This is a genomic window from Variovorax trehalosi, from assembly GCF_051216415.1.
Taxonomy (GTDB): Bacteria; Pseudomonadota; Gammaproteobacteria; order Burkholderiales; family Burkholderiaceae_C; genus Variovorax.
Genome location: NZ_JBPJZG010000003.1, coordinates 555,522 through 577,273, shown reverse-complemented (window position 1 = coordinate 577,273; position 21,752 = coordinate 555,522). Strand labels below are relative to the sequence as shown.

At 67.3% G+C, this 21,752-nt stretch carries 22 protein-coding genes; 12 read left to right on the top strand and 10 right to left on the bottom strand.

Going from position 1 to position 21,752, the window contains the following annotated elements; genetic code table 11:
- Window positions 1–23 precede the first annotated feature (23 nt).
- Genes ACSFA7_RS14725 through ACSFA7_RS14705 form a run of 5 tightly spaced genes read left to right on the top strand, consistent with a single transcriptional unit; the run spans window position 24 to window position 3,767 of the window.
- On the top strand, window positions 24–545 hold the full coding sequence (locus ACSFA7_RS14725; RefSeq protein ID WP_435500050.1) for a DUF6622 family protein: 522 nt from the start codon (window positions 24–26) through the stop codon (window positions 543–545).
- A gap of 45 nt (window positions 546–590) precedes the next feature.
- On the top strand, window positions 591–1,538 hold the full coding sequence (locus ACSFA7_RS14720) for a sterol desaturase family protein (RefSeq protein WP_435500049.1): 948 nt from the start codon (window positions 591–593) through the stop codon (window positions 1,536–1,538).
- Window positions 1,535–1,831, top strand: a complete 297-nt coding sequence (locus ACSFA7_RS14715) for a 2TM domain-containing protein (RefSeq protein WP_435500048.1) — start codon at window positions 1,535–1,537, stop codon at window positions 1,829–1,831. The genes ACSFA7_RS14720 and ACSFA7_RS14715 overlap by 4 nt, the downstream gene beginning before the upstream one ends.
- 44 nt (window positions 1,832–1,875) lie before the next feature.
- A complete protein-coding gene (locus ACSFA7_RS14710) occupies window positions 1,876–2,904 on the top strand; it encodes a sensor histidine kinase (protein ID WP_435500047.1) in 1,029 nt (342 codons plus the stop codon).
- Between the two features lie 17 nt (window positions 2,905–2,921).
- The gene (locus ACSFA7_RS14705) at window positions 2,922–3,767 is read left to right on the top strand and encodes a LytR/AlgR family response regulator transcription factor (RefSeq protein WP_435500046.1); all 846 of its coding nucleotides are present in this window, start codon (window positions 2,922–2,924) and stop codon (window positions 3,765–3,767) included.
- A gap of 81 nt (window positions 3,768–3,848) precedes the next feature.
- On the opposite strand, the gene ACSFA7_RS14700 is transcribed toward ACSFA7_RS14705, so the two are convergent.
- On the bottom strand, window positions 3,849–4,205 hold the full coding sequence (locus tag ACSFA7_RS14700) for a hypothetical protein (protein WP_435500045.1): 357 nt from the start codon (window positions 4,203–4,205) through the stop codon (window positions 3,849–3,851).
- 146 nt (window positions 4,206–4,351) lie between these two features.
- Between ACSFA7_RS14700 and ACSFA7_RS14695 the strand changes: the two genes are divergently transcribed.
- Complete coding sequence (locus tag ACSFA7_RS14695) at window positions 4,352–6,166, top strand: glutamine--tRNA ligase/YqeY domain fusion protein (protein ID WP_435500044.1); 1,815 nt, start codon at window positions 4,352–4,354, stop codon at window positions 6,164–6,166.
- Between the two features lie 54 nt (window positions 6,167–6,220).
- On the opposite strand, the gene ACSFA7_RS14690 is transcribed toward ACSFA7_RS14695, so the two are convergent.
- Complete coding sequence (locus tag ACSFA7_RS14690) at window positions 6,221–6,523, bottom strand: hypothetical protein (RefSeq protein WP_435500043.1); 303 nt, start codon at window positions 6,521–6,523, stop codon at window positions 6,221–6,223.
- 145 nt (window positions 6,524–6,668) lie between these two features.
- On the opposite strand from ACSFA7_RS14690, the gene ACSFA7_RS14685 reads away from it, so the two are divergent.
- From ACSFA7_RS14685 to ACSFA7_RS14670, 4 genes are all read left to right on the top strand, one after another.
- Window positions 6,669–7,217: a pseudouridine synthase gene (locus tag ACSFA7_RS14685; RefSeq protein WP_435500042.1), complete on the top strand. Its 549-nt coding sequence runs from the start codon at window positions 6,669–6,671 to the stop codon at window positions 7,215–7,217.
- A gap of 48 nt (window positions 7,218–7,265) precedes the next feature.
- Entirely contained in the window at window positions 7,266–8,180 is a 915-nt protein-coding gene (locus tag ACSFA7_RS14680; protein ID WP_435500041.1) for a peptidoglycan DD-metalloendopeptidase family protein, read from the top strand.
- Between the two features lie 145 nt (window positions 8,181–8,325).
- Complete coding sequence (locus tag ACSFA7_RS14675) at window positions 8,326–9,204, top strand: restriction endonuclease (RefSeq protein ID WP_435500040.1); 879 nt, start codon at window positions 8,326–8,328, stop codon at window positions 9,202–9,204.
- Between the two features lie 15 nt (window positions 9,205–9,219).
- Window positions 9,220–9,543 carry a hypothetical protein gene (locus ACSFA7_RS14670; RefSeq protein WP_435500039.1) on the top strand — a complete coding sequence of 108 codons (324 nt, stop codon included), beginning with the start codon at window positions 9,220–9,222 and terminating at the stop codon, window positions 9,541–9,543.
- Here ACSFA7_RS14670 and ACSFA7_RS14665 read toward each other — a convergent pair.
- The 5 genes from ACSFA7_RS14665 to ACSFA7_RS14645 form a co-directional block, all read right to left on the bottom strand.
- Window positions 9,533–9,940 carry a DoxX family protein gene (locus ACSFA7_RS14665; RefSeq protein WP_435500038.1) on the bottom strand — a complete coding sequence of 136 codons (408 nt, stop codon included), beginning with the start codon at window positions 9,938–9,940 and terminating at the stop codon, window positions 9,533–9,535. The genes ACSFA7_RS14670 and ACSFA7_RS14665 overlap by 11 nt on opposite strands.
- A 5-nt stretch (window positions 9,941–9,945) precedes the next feature.
- On the bottom strand, window positions 9,946–10,881 hold the full coding sequence (locus ACSFA7_RS14660; RefSeq protein WP_435500037.1) for a M14 family metallopeptidase: 936 nt from the start codon (window positions 10,879–10,881) through the stop codon (window positions 9,946–9,948).
- Window positions 10,882–11,044: 163 nt separating this feature from the next.
- The gene (locus ACSFA7_RS14655) at window positions 11,045–12,013 is read right to left on the bottom strand and encodes an MBL fold metallo-hydrolase (protein ID WP_435500036.1); all 969 of its coding nucleotides are present in this window, start codon (window positions 12,011–12,013) and stop codon (window positions 11,045–11,047) included.
- A gap of 71 nt (window positions 12,014–12,084) precedes the next feature.
- Complete coding sequence (locus tag ACSFA7_RS14650) at window positions 12,085–13,287, bottom strand: ammonium transporter (RefSeq protein WP_435500035.1); 1,203 nt, start codon at window positions 13,285–13,287, stop codon at window positions 12,085–12,087.
- Between the two features lie 152 nt (window positions 13,288–13,439).
- The gene (locus ACSFA7_RS14645; RefSeq protein ID WP_435500034.1) at window positions 13,440–14,408 is read right to left on the bottom strand and encodes a LytTR family DNA-binding domain-containing protein; all 969 of its coding nucleotides are present in this window, start codon (window positions 14,406–14,408) and stop codon (window positions 13,440–13,442) included.
- 155 nt (window positions 14,409–14,563) lie between these two features.
- On the opposite strand from ACSFA7_RS14645, the gene ACSFA7_RS14640 reads away from it, so the two are divergent.
- On the top strand, window positions 14,564–15,793 hold the full coding sequence (locus ACSFA7_RS14640; RefSeq protein WP_435500033.1) for an acyltransferase family protein: 1,230 nt from the start codon (window positions 14,564–14,566) through the stop codon (window positions 15,791–15,793).
- On the opposite strand, the gene ACSFA7_RS14635 is transcribed toward ACSFA7_RS14640, so the two are convergent.
- Complete coding sequence (locus ACSFA7_RS14635) at window positions 15,717–16,157, bottom strand: PaaI family thioesterase (RefSeq protein WP_435500032.1); 441 nt, start codon at window positions 16,155–16,157, stop codon at window positions 15,717–15,719. The genes ACSFA7_RS14640 and ACSFA7_RS14635 overlap by 77 nt on opposite strands.
- A 220-nt stretch (window positions 16,158–16,377) precedes the next feature.
- Between ACSFA7_RS14635 and ACSFA7_RS14630 the strand changes: the two genes are divergently transcribed.
- Window positions 16,378–18,015, top strand: a complete 1,638-nt coding sequence (locus tag ACSFA7_RS14630) for a DUF4139 domain-containing protein (RefSeq protein WP_435500031.1) — start codon at window positions 16,378–16,380, stop codon at window positions 18,013–18,015.
- Window positions 18,016–18,034: 19 nt separating this feature from the next.
- On the opposite strand, the gene ACSFA7_RS14625 is transcribed toward ACSFA7_RS14630, so the two are convergent.
- A complete protein-coding gene (locus ACSFA7_RS14625; RefSeq protein WP_435500030.1) occupies window positions 18,035–20,218 on the bottom strand; it encodes a TonB-dependent receptor in 2,184 nt (727 codons plus the stop codon).
- A gap of 52 nt (window positions 20,219–20,270) precedes the next feature.
- Complete coding sequence (locus ACSFA7_RS14620; protein ID WP_435500029.1) at window positions 20,271–21,743, bottom strand: ABC transporter permease subunit; 1,473 nt, start codon at window positions 21,741–21,743, stop codon at window positions 20,271–20,273.
- Between the last annotated feature and the right edge of the window lie 9 nt (window positions 21,744–21,752).

Genomic DNA, 21,752 nt, shown 5'->3' with positions numbered 1-21,752 from the left:
ATACCTTTCACCGGAGAACCACCATGCTGCTGCAGATCCTTCTTCACACACCCAAGTGGGTGTTCGCCGTCTTCGTGCTGCTCGTCTGGCTCGGCGCCAAGCAATTGCTGTCGAACAGCGTGAGCCTCAGCCGCGTCACGCTGATGCCCATCCTCATGGGCGGCCTGTCGGTCTTCGGCGTGATCTCGGCCTTTGGCGATTCGCTCGGTGCCCTGCTGGGCTGGGCGGCTGCTGCGGCGGTGCTGATCACGCTGGTGCTGCAGCGCCCCCTGCCGGCCACCACCCGCTACGACGCGGTGGGCCGCCAGTTCCACGTGGCCGGCAGCGCCGTGCCGCTCACGCTCATGATGGGCATCTTCTTCACCAAGTATGTCGTGGGCGTGGCGCTGGCCATGCACCCCGAGCTGCGCCATCAGGCCAGCTTCGCCATCGCCCTTCCCGTGCTGTACGGCGCCTTCAGCGGCATCTTCGCTGCCCGTGCGGTGCGCCTCTGGAGGCTGGCGATCGCCACCGACGCTGTCGCCACGGCCGCGCGCGCGGCCTAAGATCCAAGCCCCAGCCCCGCGCGTCCAGCCCAGCCAGGAACCACCATGACCGTGCTCTTTCTGCTCCTCAAGATCTCCGTCACGGTGGTGCTGGTCGCCTCGGTCCTCGAGGCGCTGGTGCTCTCCTGGCGCAACGGCTGGGCAAGCTACGACTGGAAGGCGGCCGGCGTCTCGGTGTTCGACTTCCTCGTGCGCGAATACCCGCTGCGCTGGCTGCTGCCCGTGGCCTTCTGGACCGGCGCGATGGACTGGTTCTGGAACCACCGCCTCTTCACCCTGCCGATGGATCACTGGAGCGGCTGGGCCGCCTGCTTCATCGGCCAGGAGTTCTGCTACTACTGGTACCACCGCGCGGCCCACCGGGTGCGCTGGTTCTGGTGCACCCACGCCATCCACCATTCGCCGAACCAGCTCAACCTGTCGGCCGCCTACCGCTTCGGCTGGACCGGCAGGCTCACCGGCACGCTGGTCTTCTTCATGCTGGCGCCGCTGCTGGGCATGCCGCCGAAGGTGATCCTGCTGATGCTCACGCTGAACCTGCTCTACCAGTTCTGGATTCATGCGACCTGGATTCCGCGCCTCGGGCCGCTGGAATGGGTGCTCAACACGCCCTCGGCGCACCGCGTGCACCATGCCTCGAACCTCGAATACCTGGACGGCAACTACGGCGGCGTGCTGATCGTGTTCGACCGCCTCTTCGGCACCTACATTCCCGAGCGCGCCGACCTGCCCTGCCGCTACGGGCTGGTGAACCCGATCACCTCGCACAACATCCTGGAGATCGAGTTCACCCACTGGCGCGCGCTGCTGCGTGACCTGCGTTCGGCGCGATCGGTGCGGGCGTTCGTGGGCTATCTCGTCAAGCCGCCGGGCTGGCGGCCCGATGGGCCCGGCGACACCACCGAAGAACTGCGCCAGCGTGCGGCCCTCCGGCCCGCAACACCGCCCCCGGCGCCCGATTTCATTCCCGTTCAAATCAAGGAGTTGTCATGAACACCACCACCTCCAACGCTTCGAAGCCCAACCTCGAAAAGCTCGCCCGCCGCCGGGCCGGCGCCAAGCTGGGCTGGTACATCCACGCCTTCGTCTATGTGCTGGTGAACATCGGGCTGGTCACCCTGTCGGCGGCCAATGGCCGCACCTGGGCGATGTACCCACTGATGGGCTGGGGCCTGGGCCTGCTCATCCACGGCGCGGTGGTCTGGTTCCTCGCGCCCGGTGGCGGCTTCTACGACAGGCTGGTGGCGCGCGAGCGCCGCGCGCTGGGCGCCGGGGAGCGCGGGTGACACCTGAAGCGCTGCCGCGGTTTCGTGCGGAGAACATCCGCAACATGCTTCGGCATGGCCTGATCACCATGGCGTTCTGTTGCGTCATCGGTTCGGCGCTGGCCATTTCGGGCAACGGCAGTTGGTCGTCGCAGATGGTGTATTCGCTGTCGATCGGAACGATCAGCTGGCTCGTCATCGACACCGGCCGTCTGCTGCTGAGCGGCGACAAGGAGGTGCTGTGGCCGCATGGCCTCTGGGGCTACGGCCTGGTGGCGCTGGGCGTCACCGTCGGCTTTCTTGTCGGCAACGCCATCGGCGACGCCTTTGTCGGCGCGCCGCCGCTCGAGTTCCTCAGCTTCGCGGCGCACAGGACGATGTCGACCATCGTCATCACCCTGGTTGCCACCATCGGCATGTGCTACTTCTTCTTCAGCCTCGGCAAGAGCAAGCACATGCAGAGCCAGCTCGATCTGGCGCAGCGCAACGCCACCGAGGCGCGGCTCAAGCTGCTGGAGACGCAGCTCGAGCCGCACATGCTCTTCAACACGCTGGCGAACCTGCGGGTGCTGATCACCGTCGACCCGCCGCGCGCGGTGGCGATGCTCGACCGCCTCAACAGCTATCTGCGCATGACGCTGAGTGGCTCGCGCACGCTGGCCCATCCGCTCTCGGCCGAGTTCGACCGGCTCGGCGACTACCTCGAACTGATGTCGGTGCGCATGGGCGAGCGCCTGCGCTACACGCTCGATCTGCCCGACGAACTGCGCGACGTTCCAGTGCCGCCGCTGCTCTTGCAGCCGTTGGTGGAGAACAGCATTCGCCATGGGCTGGAGCCCAAGGTCGAAGGCGGCGAGATCGCCGTGCGCGCACGCAGGAACGGCGACCGCCTGGTCATCGAAGTGACCGACACCGGCGTCGGGCTCGATGCGGCGCTGCCCTCGGAAGAAGGCGGCAGCGGCTTCGGGCTCGAACAGGTGCGCGAACGCCTGGCCACCGTGTTCGGCCCGCAAAGCGAGATGCGCCTTGCGGCCGCGCCGGCCGGCGGAACCTGCGCCACGCTGAGCTTTCCGCTGCCCGCGGCCGCCTCATGAATGCGACGACAACCCCGATGAACCCCACCGCACTGATCGCCGAAGACGAACCCCTTCTGGCGCAAGCCCTCAAGGCCGAGCTGGCCACCGCATGGCCCGGCCTGCAGATCGTCGCCACCGCAGGCGACGGCCGCAGCGCGGTGCGCGAGGCGCTGCGCCTCCTGCCGCAGGTGCTGTTCTTCGACATCCGCATGCCCGGCCTGGACGGCCTCGGCGCCGCCGCCGAACTGGCCGACAGTTGGCCCACCGACGAAGCGCCGATGCCGCAGCTGGTGTTCGTCACCGCCTACGACGAATACGCCGCGCGCGCCTTCGAGGCGCAAGCCATCGACTACGTGCTCAAGCCCGTGCAGCCCGAGCGGTTGCAGAAGACCGTGGCGCGGCTGCAGCAGGCGCTGGCGGCGCAGCAGCAGCCTTCGCCGTCGGCCTCCCCCGCCGTGGCCGACGAAGCGCTTGAACGAACCCTTGCGCAATGGCGCCAGGTGCTCACCGCCGCCGGCACCGGCGCGGCCCTGCCCGCCGCGGCACCCGCACCGCTGCGGATGATTGCCGCCAGCGAAGCCGGCGGCAGCACGGTGCGCATGGTGCCCATCGACGAAGTGCTGTATTTCGAGGCGGCCGACAAGTACCTTCGCGTGCTCACCGCCACGCACGAATACCTGATCCGCACGCCGCTCAAGCAGCTGCTGACCCAGCTCGATGCCGACACCTTCTGGCAGGTGCACCGCGCGGTGGTGGTGCGCAGCGCGGCCATCGAGTCGGTGCACCGCGACGAAGCGGGTAAGTTGCACCTCACGTTGCGGGGGCGGGCCGAGAAGATTCCGGTCAGCCGGCTTTACGCGCATCTGTTTCGCGCCATGTGAAATCGGCCTCGGCGGCGCCCAAAGAAAAAGCCGGCCTTTGCAGGGCCGGCTTTTTCATTCAGTCACGAATCGCGTGGCAATTTAGCGCCAGTGACCATGACGGTGACCGTGGCCACCACGGTAGTACCCACCGCCGTAGTAGCGGGGACCGTAATAGGCCGGCGGCGCGTAATACACCGGGGCCGGACGGTAGTACACCGGCGGCGGCGGGCGGTAGTAGACCGGGGGCGGTGCGTAGTAAACCGGGGCCGGCGGTGCATAGACGGGGGCCGGGTAGTAGGCGGGACCACCCACGCCGACCGCCACGCCTGGCACGCCGACACCGATCGACCAGCTCACGTCGCTGCGGGCGCTGGCCGAAGTGGCTGCGAACAATGCACCGGCTGCCACGACGCCCGCGGCAGCCCATTTGAAGAAGGTGGAACGTGTGAGGCTCATGATGTTGACTCCTTGTTTCGGGGCGCCGTCCGGGTGTGGACCGCCCATGTGTGTATTGAACGCGGCAATTGCAAACGGGGTGCACCGGCCATTGTGAAGAACGTTGCCAAAGGTAACCCATAGGGGGTCCCCTCTAGAATGAGGCAATGACCTCCCCGACCGACAAAAACGGCGCCAAAACGACCGCTGCACCGAGCAATTTCCTGCGCCACGTGATCGAGAACGACCTCGCACAGGGCGCGTATTCTGGCCGCAAATGGGGCGGCTCCCCGGGCAACGCCGCCCACCATGCCCAGGGCATGACCGACCCCGCCAAGGTGCGCCTGCGCTTTCCGCCCGAACCCAACGGCTACCTGCACATCGGCCACGCCAAGAGCATCTGGCTCAACTTCGAGCTGGCCCGCGAATACGGCGGCGTGAGCCACCTGCGCTTTGACGACACCAACCCCGAAAAAGAAGAGCAGGAATACGTCGACTCCATCCGCGACGCGGTGAAGTGGCTCGGCTACGAGACCTACCTGGCCGACCGCCCCAGCGCCCCCGGCACCCTGCAGCCGCACGAGTACTTCGCGAGCAACTACTTCGACTTCATGTACGAAGCGGCCGAGTACCTGATCGGCGCCGGCCTCGCCTACGTGGACGAGCAGACTCCCGAGGAAATGCGCGCCAACCGCGGCGACTTCAACACGCCCGGCACCGACAGCCCCTTCCGCAGCCGCACGCCCGAAGAAAACCTCGCGCGCTTTCGCGAGATGCGCGACGGCAAGCTCGACGACGGCGCCGCCATCCTGCGCGCCAAGATCGACATGGCGAGCCCCAACATCAACATGCGCGACCCGGCGCTCTACCGCATCCGCCGGGCCACGCACCACAACACCGGCGACAAGTGGTGCATCTACCCGATGTACACCTATGCGCACCCGATCGAAGACGCGCTGGAGCAGATCACCCATTCGATCTGCACGCTCGAATTCGAAGACCAGCGCCCCTTCTACGACTGGCTGCTCGACCGCCTCGCCGAAGGCGGACTCATCGCCAGCCCGCACCCGCGCCAGTACGAATTTGCGCGCCTGAACGTCACCCACGTGATGACCAGCAAGCGCAAGCTGCGCCAGCTGGTCGAAGAAGGCCATGTCGACGGCTGGGACGACCCCCGCATGCCCACCATCGCGGGCCTGCGCCGCCGCGGCTACACGCCCGAGGCGCTGCGCCTGTTCTGCGAACGCAGCGGCACCACCAAGTCCGGCGGCTGGATCGACTACGCCAGCCTCGAAGCCGCGCTGCGCGACAGCCTCGACCCGATCGCCCCGCGCGCCATGGCCGTGCTCGACCCGGTCAAGCTCGTCATCACGAACTGGGGCGAGCTGATGGGCGGCGACGACGTGCTCGACGACTGCTCCGCCCCCGTGCACCCGCACCACCCCGAGATGGGCAAGCGCGAGTTCAAGCTCGGCCGCGAGGTGTGGATCGAAAGCACCGACTACGAGGACGTGCAGCCCAAGGGCTTCTTCCGCCTGTTCCCGGGCAACAAGGTGCGGCTGAAGTACGGCCACGTCATCGAATGCACCGGCGCCAGGCGCGATGCCAGCGGCAAGCTCGTCGAAGTGCAGGCCACGCTGCTGCCGGACACCAAGAGCGGCACGCCCGGCGCGGACGCGGTCAAGGTGAAGGGAAACATCACCTGGGTGGCTGCGGCGGATGCGGTGCAGGCCGAGGTGCGGCTGTACGAGCGGCTGTTTGCGGCGGCGAATCCGGGGAGCGGGGAGCTGCTGGATGAGTTGAACAAGCAGAGCCTGGAGATTTGCTCGGCGTACGTTGAGCCTTCATTGGCGACGGCTGAAACCGGGGTGGGGATCCAGTTCGAGCGGCATGGGTACTTCGTGGTGGATACGAAGACGGATGCGCCCGGCAAGCGGGTGTTCAATCGGGCTGCGGGGATGCGGGATAGCTGGGGCAAGTAACCCCCTGCTCCGCGCAGCACAAAGCCGGGACCGTCATGGCCCCGGCTTTTTCATTTATTCGGGCCGCTTGTAGACCACGCCCAGCACCGCGTTGTTTTCGTCCGTCGTACACACCGCCGAACGGCCTTGCGGGCCGACCTTCAGGTTGATCGTGTAGACGCCGTCGCGCGGCGTGGAGCCGCTGTCGACTGCGATGCTGCCCGCCGGCACGCGCAGTTCGCGCGCCGCCGCCATCACGCAATTCTTGACGCTCGCATCGGACGCGCCGCCCACACGCAAGGAGGTACTGCTGCACGCAGTCATCGCAATGCCCGTAACCGCCACCCACGCCAACCTGTTGAAACTTCGCATCGTCATGTCCGACTCCGTGTTGTTCAGTTCTCTGAATAGATTGGATGCCGCTTGAAAACGTTCGCGTTGCAGGACGGCTGCGCGATCTGATGTGGCCTGCCGCCGCCGTCTGACGGCCATCGTCCGCCGACCCGGGCTATCCTGTGCATTCATGAATTTCCCGAGCCCTTCCCGCCTGATCCGCTTCAACAAGCCCTACGGCGTCCTCAGCCAGTTCACCCCCGAGGGCCGCTGGCGTGGACTCAAGGACTTCATCGACATCCCCGACGTCTACGTCGCCGGCCGCCTCGATGCAGACAGCGAGGGCCTGCTGCTCCTCACCAACGACGGCCAGCTCCAGGCGCGCATCGCCGATCCGCGCTTCAAGATGGAGAAGACCTATTGGGTCCAGGTGGAAGGCGTGCCGACCGAAGAGGCGCTCGCTGCGTTGCGCCAGGGCGTGCAACTCAACGACGGCCTCACGCGCCCTGCCCGTGTGCGTTTGCTCGACCCGCCGCCCGATGTGTGGGCCCGGCAACCGCCGATTCGCGAACGCAAGAGCATTCCGACCGCATGGCTGGAACTGGCGATCAGCGAAGGCCGCAATCGCCAGGTGCGGCGCATGACCGCCGCTGTCGGGCTGCCCACGCTTCGCCTGATCCGCGCCGCCATCGGGCCGCACACACTTGATGGATTGGCGCCCGGCACGTGGCGCGAATAGCGCGACCGCGCGACGTCACAGCACTTCTTTCATTCATTCGATCTCTTCATGCACGACAACGTCCGAACCACCTCGCCCGACCTCCTCACGCCCGCACTGAATCGCCGCAGCGCATTGCTCGGCACGCTGGGCCTGCTCGCGCTGCCCGCAACGCATGCCGTCGCCGCTGCGCCTGCAAAGTCGAAGCAACCGCACCCCGACGTCTGGCCGCACGCATCCCAGGTGCCCGGCGGCGTGGCGCGCCTGTCACTCGGCCCGAGCGCCAAGCGCCCGGCCGCCTTCGCAGGCGATGTGCCCTTGCTCGTGCTGGGCGATGCCATCGAATGGACGGCGCTGGTCGGCATCCCGCTCGCGGCCAAGCCCGGCGACGCGAGCATCACGGTGCGGGCCGAGAACGGCGGCAGCGAAAGACAGGTCGCCTACACGGTCACCGACAAGCAGTACCGCGAACAGCGCCTGACCGTGGCGCCGCGCACGGTCGACCTCTCGCCCGAAGACGAAGCGCGCTACGTGCGCGAACGCGATCACCTGACCGGCGTGATGGCCACGCTCACCGACCTGCGGCCCGATGCCGTGCTGCAGATGCGCGTGCCCGTGCCGGGTCGCCGCTCCAGCTCGTTCGGCCTGCGCCGCGTGTTCAACGGGCAGTCGCGCAATCCGCACAGCGGGATGGACATCGCGGCCGGCACGGGCACGCCGGTGCTGGCGCCGCTGCCGGGGCGGGTGATCGATACGGGAGACTATTTCTTCAACGGTGGCACGGTGTGGCTCGACCATGGCGGCGGTCTGCTGACGATGTATTGCCATCTGAGCCGGGTGGATGTGAAGGTGGGGGATGTGTTGAAGACTGGCGAGCAGTTGGCGGCGGTAGGCGCTACGGGACGCGTCACGGGGCCGCATCTGCATTGGGGTGTGATGCTGAATCGGGCGATGGTGGATCCGGCGCTGTTCGTTGCAGCTTGAGTACTCACCCTGAGTTCCGGATTCCCCCCGCCTCATAAACTCGCGCTACTCAAACAAGGGGTGGGTTGAGGCGATGGCGAAACAGACAAGAGCCGAGCGACGCCGTGAACGTGCTCGGATGGAGCTGGCGGGCAAAGGATGGACGGTGATCGTCGTCGGCGTACTGCTGCTGGTGGGACCAAGCTTCATGCAGGGCTCCATCGTCGGCACACTCGGCCCGGCGCTCCGTCCGGCGGGCTGGGCGGCACTGGCGGTTGGTGCGGTGTTGCTGGGACTGCATTACCTCATCACCCGGAAAGCCGTACTCCCGGAGATGGAGCGCGTTGCACAACAACCGCCTGCCGCAAAAGCATCACGGCGCCCATCGTCGCCATCGATCCTCCCGCGGCGTGAGCCCGTCTTTGCTGCAACGCCTTCTCAACCCACGCCATCCCCCTCGGAATCCGCGCCACGGCACGAGCAGCAATGGAGCCCCGCCGTACTCGCAGCCATCGAATGGCGCCGCTTCGAGGCCCTGTGCGAAGCGCTCTACGCGCAAGCGGGATTCACCACACGCAGCCAGTCGCACGGTGCGGACGGCGGCGTCGACATCTGGCTTTACTCCAAGCACAGCGACGTGCCGCGCGTCGTCCAATGCAAGCACTGGCGGAGCAATCCCGTGGGAGTGAAGGAGATGCGCGAGTTCTTCGGCGTGATGGCATCGCACCAGCTGAAGAGCGGCACCTACGTCACAAGCTCGACCTTCACTGCCGAAGCGATCGCATTCGCCAAGACGAACGGCATCCACGCACAGGATGGCACCGCCCTGCTCGAACTGATCAGTAAGCGCACGCCCGAGCAGCAAGCGGCATTGCTCGCAGTCGCTTACGAAGGCGAATACTGGCGACCCACCTGCGCAAGCTGCGGCACGAAGATGGTCGAAAGAAACTCGTCCAAGAATGAAGGCAGCTTCTGGGGTTGCGCCAACTATCCGAAGTGCCGGGGCAGGACGATTCCGAAGTCCAAGGCATCTGCGACCGTCTAAGTCACGAGGCGAACCATGGCCGATCAACCCCTCTTCACCGAAGCCTGCCTTGAGGCAGCGTTCGCCCGCGCCACCCGCCGCGAAACCCTCGCCGTCCTCAACACCCGCCTGCACCCTGCCCTGCAGAAGATCCTCGCCGCCGAAGTCGCCTCAGGCAACCGCGTCGTCGACGTCGGCATCGACTGGCCCGATCCGGGCTCGGTGCACGTCACCCTGCACAACCACTTCGACAATCGCCACGCGAACGCCGAAGCCGTCTTCAGCCTCTGCGACGACCCGCACTACTGGCACGCCGACTACAGCACCACGGCCAAGCCGACGCACCTGCTCATCTGCTGACCGTCTTCTTCGGCCACGCCGAGGTGCTCCACGCGATCAGCGCCAGCAGCGCCACCTGAACCGGCAGCCGCACCACCAGCGCCCAATACGGCACGCTCGCAAAAAGCTCCGGCCGCTGCAGCATGTAGAAATGCGCGGGTGTCACGGCCAGGGTCAGAAGGAAGAGTCCGACGCCCGCAGCGTGCCGCGTCGGCCGCCACAGCAGCCCCGCCGCGCCCAGCAGCTCGAACACGCCGCTCACCAGCACGGCCGCGCGCGGCCAGGGGATGTAGGGCGGCACGATGCGCATCTCCGCCTCGGTCGCCACGAAGTGCGCGACACCGCCAATGGCGAACCATAGGAAGACGAAGATGATGCCCGCCATGCGCCAGCGGCTCATGACGGGCGAATCGGTCATTCGGCTCAGATCGGCCGGGTCAGATACACCGCCTCGCGCCCCACGATCACGCGCTGCGCGGGCATGAAGATCGTGCAGTCGTCGCACGGTGCTCGGATCTCGTCCGGGCCGTTGGTGGCGATCAGTTCGCCCTTGGCAAAGGTCTCGAAGCCGATCAGAGGGCGCACGAACGCGAAGTCCTCCGACTTGATGACGTGCGTCTGCAGCAGCTGAAAGCGGCGCTGCGGCGCGGGTGCAGGGGTGGCCGGATCCTTGTCGACGAGCCCGAAGTACGCGAGGAAGTCATAAGTGACCGCGGTCGCCAGTTCCGACGCCGAGCGCAGGAAGTGCTGGCCGCACTCGACCACCATCGCCACGCCCTTGCCGTCCGGGCCGCCGTGGCTGCCGTACTGGATCAGCGGCATGCCCGATCCCAGGCCGTCGGGCATCACGAGGTGCACCGACGGGCGGCCGATGGCCAGTGCCACCTCGGCGTTGCGCTCGAACGCCGGGTAGACCCAGAACGGCACAACGGGTTGGCTGGTCGAATGGATGTCCAGGATGTGGTCGGCGGCTTCCACCACCGGGCGCAGCACGCGCGCGCGGCGCAGTTCGGGGCTGTCTTCGCCGCCATCCAGCCATTCGGGCGACCAGATGCGGTTGAGGTTGTGCACGATCTGGCGGCTGTCGTAGGGGGACTCTTCCTTGAACGACTCGTAGGCATCGATGTTGGCGAAGGCCACGGTGAGCGTGCCGATCTTCGGGCGCACGCCGTTGTCCAGCAGGTGGGTGGCGGCGGTCATGCCGCAGATTTCGTTGCCGTGCGTCAGCGCGTTGATGAGCACGTGCGGGCCGGGCTTGCCGGACTCGAAGCGGTGCACGTAGTCGATGCCGACGTTGCCCTGGCGGTAGGCGGAGAGGTCGCGGGGGAGGACTTCGAGGGCGGGCGGAGATTGGGTCATGGGGCTGTTGTTGACTTGGGAGCGATGCGGTCGGGGGAGTTTGCTACAGCAGCCAAATCTGTGCTTTCCCGACCTCGCGAACCAGTAACCGCCGCCGCGCCACCCCAAAAATACGCTTCAAAAATGAAGCGTATCCGGCCCGAATACGCTTCAGATCGCCAACTTATCGCACCTGCTGATAATCCACAGGCACCCACGCATACCCCGAGCCCTCGGCCCGAATGCGCCCCAGCCCCGGGAACGGCAGGTGCGCGCCGGCCACGAGATACCGCCCCTTCGCCGCATCGGCATACGCCTTCTTGCGTTCCGCCGCGGCGGTCTTGGAATCGACGTCGAACGAGATGGTCACCTGCGGCTGCACGAACTGCACCGAGGCCACGTGCATCAGGTCGCCCCACAGCACGAGCTTCTGGCCCTTGGACTCGACCACGTAGGTGTTGTGGCCGGGCGTGTGGCCGTGGGCCGCGACGGCCTTGATGCCGGGCACGAGGTCGGCGTTGCCCTTCAGGGGCTTGAACTTGCCGGCTTCGACGTACGGATTCAGCGACGCCTGCGCGCCCTGGAAGTAGCCCTTCATCTCGGGCGTGGCCTTTTCCAGGTTGGCCTTGCTGAGCCAGAAATCGGCGTCTTCCTGGCCGGCGTGGATCGTGGCGTTGGGAAAGGCCAGCTTGCCGTCGACGATGAGGCCGCCGACGTGGTCGCCGTGCATGTGGGTGATGAACACGTCGTCGACCTGCTCGGGCTTGTAGCCGGCAGCCAGCAGGTTGTTGCGCAGGTTGCCCAGCGTAGGGCCGAAGAGCGTGCCCGCACCGGTGTCGATGAGCACCAGCTTGCTGCCGGTGTTGACGAGGTAGCTGTTCACCGAGGTGGGCACCAGGTCCTTCTTGAAGGAGCGGTCGAGCAGCCTGCCGACCTGCGCCTGCGTGGTGTTGGTCAGCAGCTTCTTGACTTCGAGGTCGATGGTGCCGTCGAACAGGGCGGTGACCTCGAAGTCGCCGAGCATCATGCGGTAGAAGCCGGGCGCCTGGGTCTTGACCTGCGGTGCGCCAGCGTGTGCTGCAAACGAAAGCATCAGCACGCTGCTCGCCAGCGCGGCGATGCCGCGGCGCAGCCAGTGGGTGGGTTGGGTCATGGGTCTTCCTTCTCCGGCTTGTCTTTAGAGGGGGCGAAGAATAGCCCAACCCTGCCCGCCCTGCGCCCTCCTTACCAGTTGGCTTCGCGCTCCGGCGTGGCGGAGATGTGGTGGATCGACAGGTCGGCGCCGTCGTATTCCTCTTCCTGCGAGAGCCGCAGGCCCATCGTGGCCTTGAGCGCGCCGTACACCACCGCACCGCCGACCAGCGCCCAGACCACGCCGATTGCGGTGCCGATCAGTTGCGCCCAAACGTTCACCCCGCCGATGCCGCCCAGCGCCTGCGTGCCGAAGATGCCGGCCGCGATGCCGCCCCAGGTGCCGCACAGGCCGTGCAGCGGCCAGACGCCCAGCACGTCGTCGATCTTCCATTTGTTCTGCGTGAGCGTGAACATGAAGACGAAGATGGCGCCCGCCACGCCGCCCACCACCAGCGCGCCCAGCGGATGCATCAGGTCGGAGCCGGCGCACACGGCCACGAGGCCGGCGAGCGGGCCGTTGTAGACGAAGCCGGGGTCGTTCCTGCCCATGGCCAGCGCCACCAGCGTGCCGCCGACCATCGCCATCAGCGAGTTGACGGCCACCAAGCCGGAGATCTTGTCGATGCTCTGCGCGCTCATCACGTTGAAGCCGAACCAGCCCACGCACAGCACCCACGCGCCGAGGGCGAGGAACGGGATGTTCGACGGCGGATGCGCGCTCAGCGAGCCGTCGCCGCGGTAGCGGTTGCGGCGCGCGCCGAGCAGGATGACCGCCGGCAGCGCAAGCCAGCCGCCCACGGCATGCACCACGATCGAACCCGCGAAGTCATGGAACTCGTGGCCGGTGACCGAGGCGATCCAGGCCTGGATGCCGAAGGCCTTGTTCCAGGCAATGCCCTCGTAGAGCGGATACACCACGCCGACGATCACCGCGGTGGCGATGAGCTGCGGCCAGAACTTGGCGCGCTCGGCGATGCCGCCCGAAATGATGGCCGGAATGGCGGCAGCGAAAGTCAGCAGGAAGAAGAACTTCACCAACTCGTAGCCGCTCTTGGCCGCCAGCTCGGTGGCGCCCACGAAGAAGTGGGTGCCGTAGGCCACGCCATAGCCCACCAGGAAGTACACGATGGTCGAGACCGAGAAGTCGACCAATATCTTCACCAGCGCATTGACCTGGTTCTTCTTGCGCACGGTGCCCAGTTCAAGAAAGGCAAAACCGGCATGCATGGCCAAGACCATGATGGCGCCGAGAAGAATGAACAGCGCATCTGCGCCCTGTTTGAGTGCGTCCATGGGAGCTTCTTGCAGTTTTTGGATTGAATTGGTGCATCGCAGCCGGATTGCCCGGAGCGATGGTGCAAGGAAGCAAAAATGGTGCCCAAAGGCTCTTTGATGGTGCGAAACGAGCCATAACGGCGCGTTCGCGCACCGGAACAGGCTGCTTTTCAGCCCGTCGAGCCCGCGCCGACCTTCAGCGCGTCGCGATACCGGCGGCTGCAGGGCACGGTCGTGCCGTCGTGCATGTGCAGGCGGGCGTCGCCGCCATCCAGTGGCTCGATTTCCTTGATGCGCGCCAGGTTCACCGCATGGCTTCGGTGCACGCGGACGAACCTGGCCGGGTCCAGCTGGGTCAGGAAATCGGTGAGCGTGGCGCGCAGCAGGTAGTCGTGGCCGTTGACGTGCAGGCCGACGTAGTTGCCCTCGGCCTGGAGCCAGTCGATGTCGGTGGCGGCGATCAGGAATTCACGGCGCAACTTGCGCACGAGGAAGCGTTCGGGGCGGGTCGGTGGGGGTGGCGGAGGCGGCGGGGTTTCTTCCGGCGCCGGCGGCAAGTCATCGACTGGGGCTGATGGCAGCGACGATGCGGCTTCGGGCGGCGGATCGGACACCCCCGCTTCCGGCGCATCAAGCACCCTCGCCTCGCCCTGCAACCGCAGCATGAAGAGCCGATAGGCCCATATCCCGAAGACGATGGAGACGTAGACCCGCACGTCCTTCAGGTACTCGTAGCCCCACTGGGCAGTCCAGCCGCCGAAGTCGTAGCGGTTGCCCATCAGGGCGTAGACCAGCGAGCGCACAGCGAACATGCCCATCACGTGCACCACGCTGACGGCCACGCTGGCCACCACGTGCCAGGCCAGAAACAGCACCCAGCGGCGCGGCATCAGCGGCGCCAGCCTGCGCTCGATGGCGACGAACACCGGAATCAGCATCAGCAGCACCAGGTGGCTCGACCCCTCCCAGGTGACGATTTCCCAGGTGGCGCGCGGCACGGCGCGGTTGCGGGCGTCGACCACCGCGACCATGGTGCTGAACACGCCCTGCAGTGTCATCAGCACGATCCAGAAACCCACTTCCACGTAGCGGCGGATCGGCTCGTAGCGCTCGTACAGGTTCCGGTGGGACGCTTTCATGCCCGGGATTCTCGCCATCTGCGCGGTGGCGGGGCGAATTTCATCCCACCGGGGCCACCGCTCGTCACAAAGGCCGGGCCATCCGTCCCGCGGGCGCGCCGCCGGGCGGTGCCGGGCCACACGATGGCCGCACTTTCCGTTTCGAGGACCCTGAAATGAGCCTTCCGACTCCCCTGCCCGGCACGGACCGGCGCCACGACATCGACGCCCTGCGCGCCCTGGCCTTCCTGTTCGTGATCCTCTATCACGTGGCCATGTACTACGTGGCCGACTGGCCCTGGCACCTGAAAAGCCCGCACGCGGCCGAATGGCTGCAGTGGCCGATGCGGGTGCTGAACCTCTGGCGCATGGACCTGGTGTTCTTGATCTCCGGCGTGTCGCTTGGCTTCCTCGCCCGCCACCAGGGCACCGGGGCACTGCTGCGCAGCCGGGGCTCCCGGCTGATGCTGCCGCTGGTGTTCGGGATGATGGTGATCGTGCCGTACCAGGCCTACGCGCAGGGCGTGGCCAACGGGCTGGTCGCGCCGGGTTTCGGCGCCTTCCTGCTGCGCTACCTGTCGATGGCCGAGCCGTGGCCCAAGCGCGCCTTCGACGGCGCGGAGTTCGGCATGACCTGGAACCACCTCTGGTACCTGCCCTATCTGTTTGCGTACACCGCGCTGGTCGCGCTGACGCTGCCGCTGTGGAAGTCGCCCGCCGGCCAGTGGGTGCGCCGCCGGTTCAACGCGCTGCGCGGCTGGAAGTTGCTGCTGCTGCCGGTGTTGCCGCTCTTGGCGTGGACGGTGCTGCTGGCCCCGCACTTCCCGCCCACGCACAACCTCGTGCGCGACTTCTACCTGCACGCGATCTACCTCACCGTGTTTCTCTACGGCTACTGGATGGGCGTGGACACGGGCATCTGGAAGGAGCTGGAGCGGCTGCGCCGGGTGTCGCTGGTGCTGGCGGTCGTGGCGATCGGCACGTTCATCGCGCTGCGGGTCGGCGCGGGAAGGTCGGCGCCGGGCCTGCTCATGGACCTGCTGCGCACGCTCTATATGTGGCTGGCCATCGCGACCATCCTGGGCCACGGCCACCGCCACCTGAACCGTCCGTGGCCCTGGCTGCGCTGGGCCAACGAGTCGGTCTACCCGTGGTACGTGCTGCACCAGACGCTGATCATCGTCAGCGTGACCGTGTTGGCGCCGCTCGCGCTCGGCCCGGTGCTGGAGCCCGCGCTGCTGGTGGCGCTGACCATCCTGGGCTGCTGGCTGCTGACCGACGGACTGATCCGCCGCGTCAACTGGCTGCGGCCGCTGTTCGGGCTGAAGCTCAGGCGGCGGGCTTCGGCTGAAGCTCTTCCGCCGCAATCGGAACCAGGATGGCGTTCCCCGTCGCCACGAGCTTGAGCGCATCGTCGCCCTTGCCTTCGGGCTGCGCGTAGAGCTCCGCCACGACGAACACCTGCTTGCGCCCCGCCTTCACCACCCGCCCGCGCGCAACGAAGGCGCTGCCGATGGCGGGCGAGATGCAGTTGACGGAGAAGTGCGAGGCCAGCACGCGGCCCGCCTTCGTGGAAGCCGCATAGCCGCTCACGGTGTCGAGCAGCGCGGCGATCATGCCGGCGTGCAGGAAGCCGGCGTACTGGCCCATGTCTTCCTCGCGCCAGTTCATGCGCAGTTCGGCTTCACCGTCGGCGGCATGGTGGACTTCGAAGCCGGCCCAGCGGTTGAACGAAGCGGTGCGGTTGATGGCCTGGATGGTGTCGAGCATGGGGTTCTCCTTGGAACGGGGGGGTGTTGGTGATGTGGACGAACCCACTCTACGAACCGCCCCCTTCGCGCGTCGTCGCACGCGTGACCGGAAACGCCGTTGCGGTTGCATTGGTGACAGCCGCCATCGGCGTGAAATATTTCTCGCGGCGACTTAACCCCGCTGGACGAGCCCATCCGTATGAGTGGAGGTCAACCCACTCACTTTCGAAGGCTCTTCCATGAAAGCACCGTCCTCCGCCCTCCTGCTCCGCGCCACCGTCGTCGCCGCCACCTGGTTGGTTCTGAGTGCCAGCGCCCAGGTGCCGGCCCCCCTGCAAACCCAGGCGGCCGACTCGCGCATCACCCAGGTCAAGGTCTACCCCGGCAGCGCCACCGTGGAGCGCGTGGCGCGCGTCGCGGCCGGCAGCCGCTCTGTCACCTTCGCCTGCCTGCCGGCGGGGCTGGATGTGCAGAGCCTGCAGGTGTCGGCCGATGCGTCGGTGCGCGTGGGCGAGACCTCGGTGCTCAACGAGCAGCGTGAGCTTTCGGCGCGCTGCGCCACCAGCGCGCTCGACGGCCGCATCCGCGAACTCGAGGACCAGAAGGCCGCGCTGCAGGCCGAAAGAGATGCGCTCGGCCTGGTCACGGGCTATCTCAAGGGCCTCTCGGGCGGAGATTCGTCGCAGGGTGCCCGCGCGCCGATGGACGCGCGCAACCTCGCTGCGGTGACCGACGCGATGCGCCGCACCGGGCAAGACTCGCTGCTGAAACAGCACCAGCTCGCGCGCAAGCAGGGCGACATCGACCGCCAACTCAACCCGCTGATCGCCGAGCGCAAGCGCTCGCAGGGCAATGGCGCGCAGGTGGTGGCCGTGACGGTCACGCTGGCCGCCAGCGCCGATGCCGAGGTGAAGCTCAGCTACCAGGTCAACGGCCCCGGCTGGACGCCCACCTACCGTGCGCTGCTCGACACCGCCACCCGCAAGGTGCGCATCGAACGGCAGGCGCTGGTGGCGCAGGCCACGGGCGAAGACTGGCGCGGCGTGAAGCTGGTGCTCTCCACCGGCCAGCCGCGCCGCGAACCTACCGGCCGCACGCCGGACGCGTGGCGCATCGGCATCGAGCCGCCGCCACAGCGCGCACGGGGCGACATGGCGTTCATGGCCGCGCCGGCACCCACCATGGCGGGCGCACCGCCTGCGGTCAGGGAATCGGCCATGGAGCGCCGCGCGCCGCTGTTCGATGTGAGCGTGTTCGACAACAGCTTCGCCACCGAATTCTCTGTACCGCAAAGCATCGACGTGCCCTCCAACGGCCAGCGCGTGACGATGGCGCTCGGCCAGTACGAGGACACGGCCAGGCTCGCCTCGCGCACCAGCCCGGGCGTGGACGCTGGCGCCTTCCTGGTCGCCGATCTCGCACAGCCCACCGGCGTGTGGCCGGCCGGCCCGATGCAGCTCTATCGCGACGGCAATTTCGTCGGCAACGGCCAGTGGACGGCTCCCAGCGATGCGCGCCTGACGCTGTCCTTCGGCCGCGACGAACTGGTGCGCGTGCAGGCCGAGCCCGAGAAGGACAACCAGGGCACCGGCGGCTTCGCCGGCACGCGCGCCGAGCGCAAGGTGCAGCGCGCCTACGTGATCGAGAACCGCCACCGCACGCCCATCGCGGTGCAGGTGTTGGAAGCGGCGCCGGTCTCGGTCGACGAGCAGGTGCGCGTGACTTCGCAGTTCTCGCCGCAGCCGGGCGAGCTGGCGTGGAACAAGCAGCCGGGCCTGGCGATGTGGAGCTTCGACCTCGAAGCCGGCAAGACCGCGCGCGTGGCGGCCGACTACACCATCAGCTATCCGAAGGATGCGCGGCTGCAGATGCGCTGAGCGCGCCCGTCACACCTTCTTAGAAGTCGAACTTGGCCGACACCTCGAAGGTGCGCCGCGGCGCCAGCAGCACCTGGCTGGTGGCACGCCCCACCCAGGTGGCGTAGAGCTTGTCGGTCAGGTTGCGCACGCGAAAGCTGAGCAGCGCGTTCTTGAGCCGATAGCTCACTGCCGCATCCATGGTGGTGTAGCCGTTGATGCGAATCTGGTTGGCGGTGTCGGTGAACATGTGGCCGGTGCGGTTGAGCGAGACGAAGTACTCCAGCTTCGAGTTGTCGGGTCGGTAGGTCGCAAAGAGGTTGGCCACGCGCTCGGGCACGTTGGGCGGCGTCTTGCCCACGCGCGAGACGTTGCCCGCCTCCACCAGCGTGTCGAAGCGCGCATCGAGCGCCGCGAGGTTGCCCGCGAGCGTCCATTGGCGAGTGGGCTTCCACACCGCCGACAACTCCAGCCCGCGCGACGACTGCCGTCCGTTGTTCACCGTGTTGGCCGCGTTGTTCGGATCGCGCGAAAGCACGTTGTCGAGCTCGATCTTGTAGGCGGCCGCGGTCCACTCCAGATTCGCCTCGGGCAGGCTCTGCTTGAAGCCCACTTCGGCCTGCTTGCCGCGCGACATCGGAAATGCCGCGTTGGATGCCGACAGGAGGAAGAGCGAGTTCACCGGCAGCGTGGCGTTGGTGTACTGCGCGTAGATGCTCGACTGCGGCGTGATGTCGTACACCGCACCGAGACGGCCCGAGGTCGAACGGTAGCTGCTGCCGAAGCGCGTGTTGCTGCCCAGGCTGAGGTCGGTGATGGAACGGTCGACCTCGGTGCGGTCGTGGCGCAGGCCGCCGACCAGCGTGAGATTGCGGATCGGCTTGAGCGCGTCTTCGACGAAAAGCGAACTCACCCGCACCTTGGTGTTCATGTCGGTCCGGTTGCCGCCGCCCACGCTGAGTGCCGGGTCGTCGTTGAAGAAACCCACGTAAGGGTCGAACACCGGCACCCGCAGCAGGTTCGCCGTGCTGGCGCTGCTGTTCGAGAAGCGGCGCTGGCTGCCAAAGCGCGTCTCGCTGTATTCGCCGCCGACGACGAAGCGGTTGTCCATGCCGCCGATCGTGCCCTTGTGCGTGGCGTCGATGCGGTCGAGCCAGAAGTCCTGGTCGTGCGTGATCAGCGTCTGGTCGCGCGCGATGCTGGCAGATGCCACGAAGGTGGCGCTCTCCGAATTGCGGAACACGCGGTTCGACTTGTTGGCCGAGAACTCGTTGCGCCACGACCAGCCGCCGTCGAGCTGGCCGGTGAGGCGCGCGCGCAGCCAGTAGGTTTCCGACGAGTTGTCGTCGTCCAGCACGTTGTAGTTGGTGCGCGTCATGCGGCGGTCGATCACGCGGCCGTCGGGCGTGCTCACCACGTTCGTCGGCTGCGTGGCAAAGCTGCGCGGCACGAGCGGCGTGCCCCAGTAGGCGTCGTTGTTGTCGCGCAGATAGTCGAAAGAAAGGTCCAGCTTCACCGAGCCGCCGAGGTCGAGCAGCAGGCCGCTGGTGAAGTGGTCGATGCGCTCGCCGTTGCGGTCGATAGTGCCGACCTTGCTGTCGTTGCGGCTGTAGTCGATGCGGTAGGCGCTGGCATCGCCGAGCGCGCCACCAAAACCGAAGGCCGCGCGCGTGGAGCCGTAGCTGCCGTACGAGAGCAGCGCTTCCTTGTGCGGGTTGTCGCGGTCAGGCCGCTTGGTCACGAAGTTGACAACGCCGCCGATGGCGCCCTCGCCGTCGAGCACCGAGGCCGGGCCCTTGAGCACTTCGATGCGGTCGTAATTCCAGGTGTCCTGTACGCGGTTGACGACGCCTGCGCCGGAGCTGCGCACGCCGTCGTAGAGGTACATGAGGCTGGTGAAGCCGCGTGTGGAAAGCGTCGTCGGTGACGACGGCGGGCCGCCGCCCGACAGGCCCGCCATGCCGCGCAGCGCCTCGCTGAAGGTGCGCGCGCCGCGCTGCTGGATCGCGTCCTGCGACAGGATCTCGACGGAGGCCGGCGTCTCGCGCACCGAGAGGCCGAGTCGCGACGCGGTGCCGCTCGATTCCTCGAGGTGCAGGCTGTTGGCATCGCGGCTGCCTTCGATGGTGACGGTGCCGAGTTCGGCACTACTGCCTTGGGCGTAGGCGGCCTGGAAAGCCGTGACAGCGGCGACCGCCATGGCCGTGCGGGTGAACTGGATCATTGGACTGCTTGGTTGGGACGAAACGAAAAACCGGAAAGAACGATGCAATGCACTAAGCGACCGAGAAGCGCCGCAGCCGCAACGCCGCGATGCCGAACAGCAACAGGCTCGGCACGAGCAGCTGCAGCACCGCCAGCGCGGCCTGGCCGCGCATCAGGCCGGCAGGCTCCTCTTGCCAGGCGAAGGCCGGGATGCGGTCGAACTCGGCGGGCGTGAACGCATCGCGCGCATCGATGCGCGGGAAGAAGAAGGCCTTCCACGCCTCGTGGTGCGCCACCGTCTGCGCCTCGAAGCGCGCATGGCGCCGCACGCCGTTGCCGGCCAGCGCGGTCATGCCTTCATAGGCCACTGCGGCGGGCGATACCGCGCCGAAACGGCCGAGCAGCTGCTGCTGGCGCGCCTGCTGCGCGTCGAAGCGGTCGAGCGCGGGACGGATCGCGTCGTCGACCTCGCGCTCGATCTTGTAGTTGGCCAGCGCGCGGCCGGCGATTTCGATCTTGCCGTTGCGCGGCACGAGGATCGCGCCATGGCCCACGTGCTGGTACTCGGTGCCCAGCAGGTCCTGGTAGCGCTTCATCGCCTCGGCCGTGACCACGCGCTGCTGTGTGGCGAGTTCGGTGCGCGAAGGTGCTGGCGCGGCCCGCGTGACGGCGAGGTTGAGCAGCACCGGCGCCACCAGCACCAGCATCACCCACGCGATGACCAGCACCATCGCATTGGTCGCCGACGAAGCCCCGAAGGCATTCACCGCCACGACCAGGGCGAACCAGAACAGCGCATAGGCGCCGACCAGCAGCGCCCACCAGAGCGTTGCGCTGCCCGCACCGCCGGCGAAGCCCGCATGGCGCGCGATCCACAGCACTGCCACCGGCAGCAGCACCGCCGGCCCCAGCAGCACCGCGGCGCGCACCGTGAGCTTGCCCGCGAGCAGCGTGCGCAGGCGCAGCGGCTGCGACAGCAACAACCGCAAGGTGCCGTTCTCGCGCTCCGCCGACAGGAGGTTGTAGCTGAGCGCAAAGATCAGCAACGGCAGCAGGTAGACGATGACGAAGGCCAGGTCGAAGTGCCCGCTCAGCAGATGCCACGGGTTCTCGATGTCGCTCGGGTTCATGAACACGACGCGGCTCTGGTTCGTGACCTTGTACTGGCTCGGGAACAGGTCGCTTTGCCCCAGCGCGACCGGGCCCAGCGGCGCGGTCGGCAGCAGCGCATGCTGGCCGCCATAACCGCTCGCCATGCGCGAGGGATCGGCCGGGTTCTCGAACGGCGTGGGCTGCGCGGTGCCGGCCAAGATGGCTTCGAGCTGCACGCGCTGACCAGCGCGGGTGTCCCGGTCGGCCTGCGCCACGGCCGCCTGCGCGCGGTCGCGCTTGGCGGTCTGCATGAGACCGTTGCCCAGCGCATAGGCCACGAGCAAAAGGAACAGCGCCCCGACGACCCAGAGGCCGCGTTCGGCGAACATCAAGCGGATTTCCTGGCGCATCACGGCCAGCAGGCGGCGGCCTTGGGGAGGATGGATGGACATGCGTGGCAT

Excerpts from the sequence above, each read along its gene's own strand:
- ACSFA7_RS14720 (WP_435500049.1), top strand. The coding sequence starts at position 591 with ATGACCGTGCTCTTTCTGCTCCTCAAGATCTCCGTCACGGTGGTGCTG.
- ACSFA7_RS14650 (WP_435500035.1), bottom strand. The coding sequence starts at position 13,287 with ATGGACGCACTCAAACAGGGCGCAGATGCGCTGTTCATTCTTCTCGGC.
- ACSFA7_RS14715 (WP_435500048.1), top strand. The coding sequence starts at position 1,535 with ATGAACACCACCACCTCCAACGCTTCGAAGCCCAACCTCGAAAAGCTC.
- ACSFA7_RS14635 (WP_435500032.1), bottom strand. The coding sequence starts at position 16,157 with ATGCTCGACACCATCCAGGCCATCAACCGCACCGCTTCGTTCAACCGC.
- ACSFA7_RS14700 (WP_435500045.1), bottom strand. The coding sequence starts at position 4,205 with ATGAGCCTCACACGTTCCACCTTCTTCAAATGGGCTGCCGCGGGCGTC.
- ACSFA7_RS14645 (WP_435500034.1), bottom strand. The coding sequence starts at position 14,408 with ATGAAAGCGTCCCACCGGAACCTGTACGAGCGCTACGAGCCGATCCGC.
- ACSFA7_RS14710 (WP_435500047.1), top strand. The coding sequence starts at position 1,876 with ATGCTTCGGCATGGCCTGATCACCATGGCGTTCTGTTGCGTCATCGGT.
- ACSFA7_RS14620 (WP_435500029.1), bottom strand. The coding sequence starts at position 21,743 with ATGTCCATCCATCCTCCCCAAGGCCGCCGCCTGCTGGCCGTGATGCGC.
- ACSFA7_RS14625 (WP_435500030.1), bottom strand. The coding sequence starts at position 20,218 with ATGATCCAGTTCACCCGCACGGCCATGGCGGTCGCCGCTGTCACGGCT.
- ACSFA7_RS14665 (WP_435500038.1), bottom strand. The coding sequence starts at position 9,940 with ATGACCGATTCGCCCGTCATGAGCCGCTGGCGCATGGCGGGCATCATC.
- ACSFA7_RS14680 (WP_435500041.1), top strand. The coding sequence starts at position 7,266 with ATGCACGACAACGTCCGAACCACCTCGCCCGACCTCCTCACGCCCGCA.
- ACSFA7_RS14695 (WP_435500044.1), top strand. The coding sequence starts at position 4,352 with ATGACCTCCCCGACCGACAAAAACGGCGCCAAAACGACCGCTGCACCG.
- ACSFA7_RS14630 (WP_435500031.1), top strand. The coding sequence starts at position 16,378 with ATGAAAGCACCGTCCTCCGCCCTCCTGCTCCGCGCCACCGTCGTCGCC.
- ACSFA7_RS14685 (WP_435500042.1), top strand. The coding sequence starts at position 6,669 with ATGAATTTCCCGAGCCCTTCCCGCCTGATCCGCTTCAACAAGCCCTAC.
- ACSFA7_RS14655 (WP_435500036.1), bottom strand. The coding sequence starts at position 12,013 with ATGACCCAACCCACCCACTGGCTGCGCCGCGGCATCGCCGCGCTGGCG.
- ACSFA7_RS14705 (WP_435500046.1), top strand. The coding sequence starts at position 2,922 with ATGAACCCCACCGCACTGATCGCCGAAGACGAACCCCTTCTGGCGCAA.
- ACSFA7_RS14670 (WP_435500039.1), top strand. The coding sequence starts at position 9,220 with ATGGCCGATCAACCCCTCTTCACCGAAGCCTGCCTTGAGGCAGCGTTC.
- ACSFA7_RS14725 (WP_435500050.1), top strand. The coding sequence starts at position 24 with ATGCTGCTGCAGATCCTTCTTCACACACCCAAGTGGGTGTTCGCCGTC.
- ACSFA7_RS14690 (WP_435500043.1), bottom strand. The coding sequence starts at position 6,523 with ATGACGATGCGAAGTTTCAACAGGTTGGCGTGGGTGGCGGTTACGGGC.
- ACSFA7_RS14660 (WP_435500037.1), bottom strand. The coding sequence starts at position 10,881 with ATGACCCAATCTCCGCCCGCCCTCGAAGTCCTCCCCCGCGACCTCTCC.
- ACSFA7_RS14640 (WP_435500033.1), top strand. The coding sequence starts at position 14,564 with ATGAGCCTTCCGACTCCCCTGCCCGGCACGGACCGGCGCCACGACATC.